The 7,872-nt window shown below is 74.9% G+C and carries 7 protein-coding genes; 1 reads left to right on the top strand and 6 read right to left on the bottom strand.

The window, feature by feature from the left end; translation table 11 throughout:
• The coding region (locus tag JWQ92_RS16520) for an alcohol dehydrogenase catalytic domain-containing protein (protein ID WP_297345557.1) at nt 1-419 on the bottom strand (419 nt) is incomplete at its 3' end.
• Nucleotides 420-631: 212 nt separating this feature from the next.
• Between JWQ92_RS16520 and JWQ92_RS16515 the strand changes: the two genes are divergently transcribed.
• Complete coding sequence (locus JWQ92_RS16515) at nt 632-2,020, top strand: sugar MFS transporter (protein ID WP_297345556.1); 1,389 nt, start codon at nt 632-634, stop codon at nt 2,018-2,020.
• A 5-nt stretch (nt 2,021-2,025) separates the two neighbouring features.
• On the opposite strand, the gene JWQ92_RS16510 is transcribed toward JWQ92_RS16515, so the two are convergent.
• The 5 genes from JWQ92_RS16510 to JWQ92_RS16490 form a co-directional block, all read right to left on the bottom strand.
• The gene (locus JWQ92_RS16510; protein ID WP_297345555.1) at nt 2,026-2,451 is read right to left on the bottom strand and encodes a rhodanese-like domain-containing protein; all 426 of its coding nucleotides are present in this window, start codon (nt 2,449-2,451) and stop codon (nt 2,026-2,028) included.
• Between the two features lie 69 nt (nt 2,452-2,520).
• Nucleotides 2,521-4,779: a glycoside hydrolase family 3 N-terminal domain-containing protein gene (locus JWQ92_RS16505; protein ID WP_297345554.1), complete on the bottom strand. Its 2,259-nt coding sequence runs from the start codon at nt 4,777-4,779 to the stop codon at nt 2,521-2,523.
• A 65-nt stretch (nt 4,780-4,844) separates the two neighbouring features.
• Complete coding sequence (locus JWQ92_RS16500) at nt 4,845-5,321, bottom strand: MarR family transcriptional regulator (RefSeq protein ID WP_297345553.1); 477 nt, start codon at nt 5,319-5,321, stop codon at nt 4,845-4,847.
• Nucleotides 5,318-6,934 carry a hypothetical protein gene (locus JWQ92_RS16495; protein ID WP_297345552.1) on the bottom strand — a complete coding sequence of 539 codons (1,617 nt, stop codon included), beginning with the start codon at nt 6,932-6,934 and terminating at the stop codon, nt 5,318-5,320. The genes JWQ92_RS16500 and JWQ92_RS16495 overlap by 4 nt, the downstream gene beginning before the upstream one ends.
• Nucleotides 6,934-7,839, bottom strand: coding sequence for an ABC transporter ATP-binding protein (locus tag JWQ92_RS16490; RefSeq protein ID WP_297345551.1), 906 nt, complete (start codon nt 7,837-7,839; stop codon nt 6,934-6,936). The genes JWQ92_RS16495 and JWQ92_RS16490 overlap by 1 nt, the downstream gene beginning before the upstream one ends.
• Between the last annotated feature and the right edge of the window lie 33 nt (nt 7,840-7,872).

Here is a 7,872-nt window from a genome sequence, read left to right as displayed (position 1 = left end):
TCGGGCAGCGCGAGCAGCGCCCGGGCGGGCACCGCGACGCGCTCGGCGAGCGCGCCGGGGCGCCCGTCCCGCACCCCGATCTCGGTGCGGAAGGCGCAGACGTGCTGGCGGCCGCTCCGGCACCGGTCGCACACCCCGCAGCCGAGCATCGTGTCGCCCGTGACCCGCCGGCCGAGCCAGCGCCGCTCGGCGCCGTCCCCGATCGCGGTCACGGTGCCCATCCACTCGTGCCCGATGCGCAGCGGGAAGGCGGCGTGCCCGTCCTGCAGGTACGCCATCTCGCCGGTGAAGAGCTCCACGTCGGTGCCGCAGACGCCGGCGCGGCGCACGTCGACCACGACCTCGCCCGGCCCCGGATCCGGCTCGGGCACCTCGTCGACGCCCGCCTCGAACGGCGCCCGCACGACGAACGCCCTCACCGCATCCTCCGCCGCCGGGTGCCGGCTCCGGGCGACGTCCTGCGCTCCGGGCGTCGGGCCACGCTCGCACCGTCCGCGAGCACCCCGACGCCGAAGCCGACGGGACGGTGCCGCCGCATGCCCGCCTCCTCGCCGGGGCCGCGATCGCGGTCCCGCTGCCAGGCTAGTGAGCCTCGCCTCGCCGCCCTGGGCGAGCGCGTAGCGTCGGAGGGGTGACCGCCGGCCCGCGCTTCCGACGAGGCCGGATCAGCTGGGTCGCCTACGGGCTGCTCGCCTTCTTCGCCTACCTGCAGGCCGCGCCCGGCCTCGTGCTCGTGCACCTGCGGACCGAGCTGCACCTCGACTACAGCACCGGCGGCCTGCACGTCGCCGCGTTCGCCGTCGGCAGCCTCGGAGCGGGCCTCGCGAGCGCCCGGATCGAGCAGCGCCTCGGCCGGCGGGTGCTGCTCTGGACCTCGACGGCGACGATGGGCGCAGGCGCCGTCGGCCTCGCGACCGGTCCCGTCGCGCCGGTCACCATCGCGTCCGTGCTCGTGATGGGCTTCGGCGGGGGGCTGCTGCTCGTCACCGTGCAGGCCGTGCTCGCGGACCGGCACGGCGAGCTCCGCGCCGTCGCTCTGGCCGAGGCCAACCTCGCAGCGAGCGGCGCCTACGTGGTGCTCATCGGCGTGCTGACCCTCACGGCGGCGATCGGGGCCGGCTGGCGGATCGCGGTGCTCGCCGGCCTGGCGGTCCCCGTGCTCCTGTGGCTCACGAACCGCCGGCTCCCGGTCGACGCACCGCCTCCCGCGCGAGCGGCCCAGGGACGGCTGCCCGGGCGCTTCTGGATCGCGGCGGCGATGCTGCTCTGCACGACGGCGGTGGAGTGGTGCGTCACCGGGTGGGGCGCCTCGTTCGTCGCCGATGCCGCCCGGGTGTCCGCGGACCTCGGGGTGACGCTGATGAGCGGCTACTTCGGCGGGGTGCTCGTCGGCAGGGCCGTCGGCAGCGGCCTCGCCCGCCGCCTGCCGCCGCGGCGCCTGCTCGCCCTCGCGCTCGGCAGCAGCGCGGTCGGCTTCGCGATCCTCTGGCCGTCGACGAGCGCCGCCCAGGCCTTCGCCGGTCTGGCGGTGATCGGGGCGGGGATCGGCAACCTCTTCCCCACCGGGCTCGCGATCGCCGTCGCGCTCGCCCCGGGGCGGGCGGTGCTCGCGAGCGGTCGCGCCGTCGTCGTGTCGTCGCTCGCGGTGCTGCTCGCGCCGCTCACCGTCGGGGCGCTGGCGGACGCGACCTCGCTGCGTGCCGCGTTCGTCGTCGTCCCCGTGCTCATCCTGCTCGCCGCCGTCGGTCTGCTCGTGCTCGCGCGCCTCGGCTCCCAGCCCGGGCGACGCCCGCGACCGGATGCTGGGGACCGACGACGGGAGGGCGGCATGAGCGACGTGCTCGCGCAGCTGCGCCGGTGGGAGGACGCGGGCGGGCAATGGCATGCGACGCTCCGGGCCGACGGCAGCGCGGTCGTCGCGCTCGAGCGCTGCGACCTGGGTGAGACCGTCGGGACGATCACGAGCGGGGATCCGGAGGTGGTCGCCGCGCTCCGCAGACGGGGCAGCAGCGCCGACTGATCCCGTCAGGCCGTCGTGAGCGGTGCGGCGAGCGGATCGGGTGCGAGCCGGCTCCGCCCGTCGTCGGTGACCGTCCCGAGCCCTTCGCGAGCCCAGTACTCGTACCCGCCCATCAGCTCGCGCACCCGCCGGTAGCCGAGCTCCGCGAGGGTCAGGGCGGCCTTGGTCGAGGCGTTGCAGCCGGGGCCCCAGCAGTACACGACGATCTCCGCGTCGGGATCGGGCGCGAGCTCCCGGATCCGCTCGGCGAGCTCGGCGTTGGGCACGTGCAGGGCCCCCGGGATGCGGCCCTGCCGCCAGCTCGCCTCGGACCGCACGTCGATCACGAGCGGGCCGGATCCGGAGCGCCGCGCCGCCGCGAGGTCGGCCGGGTCGGTCTCGTACTCGAGCTTGGCGGCGAAGTAGTCGGCCGCGGAGAGAGAGGTCGCCATGCCCCCATCGAAGCGTGCAGCGCCGCCCGCCGCCACCTCACGCCACGGTGCTCCTCGGGTCGGGCCCGGTCACGCGATGACGTCGAAGCTCGTGCCGAGCTCGGCGGTGGAGTCGCCGCCGACCCACACGTCGAAGGGGGAGGGATCCAGCACCCAGTCGCGGGCGGCCGCGTTCCAGTAGCGGCGGGCATCCGGCCCCACCTCGAACTCGACGCGCTCGGTGGCACCTGCGGCGATCGGCACCCGCCGGAACCCCTTCAGCTCCCGGACCGGTCTGGAGGCGGTGCCGGAGCGCTGATGGAGGTAGAGCTGCACGACCTCGTCGCCCTCCCGGTCGCCCGTGTTGGTCACCTCGACGGCGACGGTGACCGTGCCGTCGAGCGGCACGGACGACCGGTCGACCGTGAGGCCGCCGTAGGTGAACCGCCCGTAGCCGAGCCCGTGGCCGAACGGGAAGAGGGGCGTGCTCGCCTCGTCCCAGTACCGCCGCTGCTGGTTCTCGGGCTCGTGCGAGCGCGTGTGGGAGTAGAACATCGGCACCTGCCCGACCGTGCGCGGCCACGAGAAGGGCAGCCGGCCCGCGGGAGCGACCTCCCCGAAGAGGAGGTTCGCCACCGCCGCGCCGCCCTGTGTGCCCGGATACCAGATGTCGAGGATCGCGGGCACGTGCTCCGCAGCCCAGCGCAGGTCCAGCGGACGCCCGTTCATCACCAGCGCGACCGTGGGTGTCCCGGTCGCGACCACGGCCTGCAGCAGCTCGAGCTGCCGTCCCGGCAGGTGGAGCGAGGAGCGCGACGCAGCCTCCCCGATCATGTTCTGCCACTCGCCGAGCACGACGACGGCGACGTCCGCCTCCCTGGCGATCCGCACGGCCTCGTCGAAGGCGGTGCCGGGATCGAAGCCCTCCGGGTCCTCGGGCCGGTTGCCGCCGAACATGTCGAACATCGACGGGAAGGTGCGCTGGACGACCGGCACGCCCTGGGCGTACTCGACCCGGACGGCGTCGCCGACGTGCCGGCGGATCCCGTCGAGCACGGGAACCGTCTCGCCCAGGTCGAAGTCGAAGACCCAGGGGCCGAGGGTGTCGCGTTTCGACGCCGCGAGCGGTCCGATCACGGCGAGCGACTCGAGCGCCCCCCGGTCGAGCGGCAGCAGGTCGTCGTCGTTCTTCAGCAGCACCGCGGCACGCTCGGCGGCGATCCGCGCGATCTCGCGGTGCTGCGGGTCCGCGAGCACCTCGCGAGCACGGGCCTCGTCGACGTACGGGTCGTCGAGGAGGCCGAGGCGCAGCTTCGCCCGGAGCACGCGCCGAACGGCGGCGTCGAGCGCCGCGGTCTCGACGCGGCCGCCGTCGAGCGCCTCGGGGAGGTGCGCGAACGCCGGGTCGGTGATCGCCATCTCCATGTCGGTCCCGGCGGCGAGCGCCCTCGCGCCCGCGCTGGTCAGGTCGGGCGCGAACCCGTGCGTGGTGAGGTTGCGGACGGCGTTCGCGTCGCTGACGACGAAGCCCTCGAAGCCCCAGACGCTTCGCAGCACCTCGGTGAAGAGCCAGGCGTTCGCCGTCGCCGGGATGCCGTTCAGGTCCATGTAGGCCGTCATCACGGTGCCGGCGCCCGCCTCGATCGCGGCCTTGAACGGCGGGAGGACGGTGTTCCAGAGCTCGGCGTCGGCGAGGTTCACCTCGTCGTAGTCGCGGCCGCCGACGGCGTAGCCGTAGCCGGCGAAGTGCTTGGGGCCGGCGATCACGTGCTCCGCGGCGCCGAGGACGTCGCCCTGGAATCCGCGCACCTGCGCTGCGGCGACGGCGGCGCCGAGGAAGGGGTCCTCGCCGGCGCCCTCGATCATCCGACCCCACCGGGGGTCGCGCGCGATGTCGACCATCGGCGCGAACGTCCAGTGGATGCCGACGGCCCGCGCCTCCCTGGCGGCCACGGACTGCCCACGGGCGATCACCTCGGGGTCCCACGACGCGGCCATCGCGATGGGGACGGGGAGGATCGTGCGCAGACCGTGGACCACGTCGAAGCCGAACAGCAGCGGGACGCCCTGCCGGCTGCCCTCGACCGCACGCCGCTGCAGCTCGTTGATCCGGGCCGGGTCGGTGACGAACAGCAGGGACCCCACCTCCCCGCGCTCGAGCGCGGCCTGGACCTCGCGCGGCTGGGCCGCCGGATCGAGACCGAGCGCCGGGTCCGCCTCGGCGCCCTCGGGCAGCGAGAAGAAGAAGTACTGCGTGAGCTGACCGGCCTTCTCGGCCGGCGTCATCGCGGCGAGCAGCTCCTCGGCCCGTGCACGCAGGGCCTCCTCGTCGTTCGGGGTCCCTGGCATCCGGGCCTTCTCTCGTCCTCGACAGCGCGCCGTGCGGTCTCGACGGTACAAGGTCGGCTTCCGCGTCAGCCGGACGGCTCCTGCCGGATCGCCTCCCACTCCTCGAGCAACGCCGGCAGCCGGGCCCGGACGAACGCGAAGAACCGGGCCGTCTCGTCGAGCCGAGCGGCGACGTCGGCGGCGCCGGCGGCCGTCGCCACCGCGACGCCCTCAGGCACGAGGGCGCCGATCGCGTCGTACACGGGGGTGGCCCGCAGTGACGCCGTGTACCAGCCCGTTCCGTCCGCGACCTCGTAGACCTCTCGGCGCGAGCGCTCGTGCGGGAGCCGCCGCACCATGTGGACCGTCTCGAGGTAGCGGACGGCACCGGAGACCGCGCCCGCGCTGATCCCGAGCCGCTCCCGCAGCTCGAGAGCGGTCAGCCGGGCCCCCGGAGCGGTGACGAGGGTCATCAGCACGCGGGCGGGCATGCGGGGGAACCCCGCCGCCGCGAAGACGGCAGCGAGACGCTCGGCGAAGGGCTGCAGCAGAGCGTCCGTCACGGGACGGTGTCCCGCCGGCGGAGCGCGAGCGCGGCGATGGCCACCGCGACGACGGCGATGCCCGTCATCCACCAGGCGCCGGTGAAGGACGGGTCGGCCAGAGCGACGGCCGGCGAGTGCGAGAACGGCGCGAGGTCCTTGAGCCACTGCGGCAGGTCGAGGAGCGCCGCGAACTCACCGAGGAACGTCGCCACGACGAGGAGCAGCCAGCCGAGCGGGATGGTCGCGCGCGGCACCAGGGCGAAGACGAGTGCGACGACGCCGAGCACCACGAGCACCGCGGGGAGCTCCCAGACGATGGTCCCGAACCAGGCGCCGAAGGTTCCGGCCGCGCCGTCAGGACGCACGGCCACGGCCGTCGCCCCGGCGGCGATGCCGGCGAGGACGAGGGCGACGGCCGCCGACCCGGCCGCGACCAGGAGCACCGAGAGCAGCCAGCGGATCCGCCCGACGGCCCCGGAGAGCACGGCGTCGGCGCCGCCTGCAGCCTCCTCCTGACGCAGCCGCAACGCGCCCTGCACCGCGATCGCGGCCGCCAGCATGCCGACGAAGGCTCCGATGACGCCGATGAACCCGTCGACCAGACCGCCCGTGCCGCCCGCGAGTCGCACGAGCACGCGGGAGATCGCGGGATCCTTGCCCAGCTGCTCGAGCACAAGGTTCGCGAGGTCGCCGCCGAGCGCACCGAGCAGCAGGGCGCCCACGCCCCAGCCGATCACGCTGCCGCGGAGCTGTCGCGCAGCGAGGCCGATCGGACCGCGCAGCAGCAGCGAGGCGGCCGGCCGCCGACGACCCTCCGGCACGAGCCCGGCACCCACGTCGCGGATCCGCTGCACGGCGAGCGCCACCCCCGCCGCGACGGCGCCCACGAGGACCGCGAGCAGCGCCGGTCGCAGGTCGTCGCTCGCGTACGGCCGGGTCGCCTGCACCCACCCGATGGGACTGAGCGCGCTCGCCCAACCGGGCGTGAGGGTCGAGTCGGCGGCGTGCGGCGTGCCTGTCGCGTCGCCGATGCCGCGCAGCGCATATGCGGCCAGCACGAGAGCCGTCGACCAGCCGTTGGCGGCCCTGCCGGTCGGGACGATCTGGGCGACGAGGAGCGCGAGCCCGGCGAACGCGAGGCCGGCCGCCCCGAGCGCGACCCCGAAGACGATGGAGCCGCTGATCGCCCGACCGCCCGCGATGAGGCCGAGCGCGCTCCCGACGGCCGCGAGCAGCGCGGCGACGACCGCTTCGAGGAGGGTGGCGACGGTCGGGAGGGCCCGGCCGGCGGCCGTCGCCGCGAGCGCGTCCGCCGTTCCCCGATCCTCCTCGGCGCGGCTGTTGCGCACCACGAGGAAGGTGCTCATCAGCCCGATGAGCAGCGCCTGGAACGTCGCGATCTCGAAGACCGTGATGTCACCGAGGCTCGTGCCCTGCGGCGTTCCGCGCAGGACGAGGAGCGCGGGGGTGACGAGCGCGATCCGCAGCACGCCGACGCGGTCGGCGACGTGCGGGTAGGTGGAGGTCATGGCGGACGCGGTGACCAGCAGGAGGGCGAAGAGCGCGAGCGTCCAGATCGCGAGCTGCAGCCGGTCGCGCCGGAGCCGGAACCGCAGGAGGACCGGGAGCATCAGGCCGCCTCGCCGTAGTGACGCAGGAAGAGGTCCTCGAGGCTCGGCGGCGCGACGCGCAGTCCGGTGACTCCGAGCGCGCCGAGCTCGGGCAGCGCCGCTGCCACGGCGTCGGAGTCGAGGGTCAACGCGACCCGTCCCTCGGCGATCTCGAGGTCGTGCGCACCCGGGATTCGAACGAGGTCCTCCGCCGTGAGGTCGCCGCGCTCGAAGGACACCGCCGTCCTCGTGAGGTGCTGCAGCTCGGCGAGGGTGCCCGACTCGACCACGCGGCCCGCCCGCAGGATCGAGACCCGGTCGCAGAGCCGCTCGACCTCGCCGAGGAGGTGGGACGAGAGCAGCACCGTCGCACCCCTCCTGGCCAGCTGCCCGACCTCGCGGGTGAACACCTCCTCCATGAGCGGGTCGAGGCCGCTGGTCGGCTCGTCGAAGACGTAGAGGTCGGCCGGGTGGGCGAGGGCTGCGAGCAGCGCCACCTTCTGACGGTTGCCCTTCGAGTAGCTGCGGGCCGCCTTCGACGGGTCGAACCGGAACGCCTCGACCAGCTCGGCCCTGCGGCGCCGGTACGCCTCGCCACGGACGTCGCCGCCGCGCAGCCGCACGAGCAGATCGACGGTCTCGCCCCCGGAGAGCGCCGGCCAGAGCGCGACGTCGCCCGGGATGGACGCGATCCGGCGGTGGAGATGCGCGGCGTCCCGCCACGGGTCGCCGCCGAGTACCGCCACGCGACCGCTCGACGCCCTCGCGAGGCCCAGCAGGATCCGGATCGTCGTGGACTTGCCCGCGCCGTTCGGGCCGAGGTAGCCGTGCACCTCGCCCTGCCGCACCGTGAGGTCGAGCCCGTCGAGGGCGAGCGTGCTCCCGTACCGCTTGACGAGGCCCCGGGCCTCGATCACCGCTGTCACGACGCTCACCGTACGCGCGTTTCACAATCGTGT

The organism is Amnibacterium sp. (assembly GCF_025463795.1).
In the GTDB taxonomy this organism is placed as follows: Bacteria; Actinomycetota; Actinomycetes; order Actinomycetales; family Microbacteriaceae; genus Amnibacterium.
This window is presented reverse-complemented; position numbering and strand designations above follow the sequence as displayed.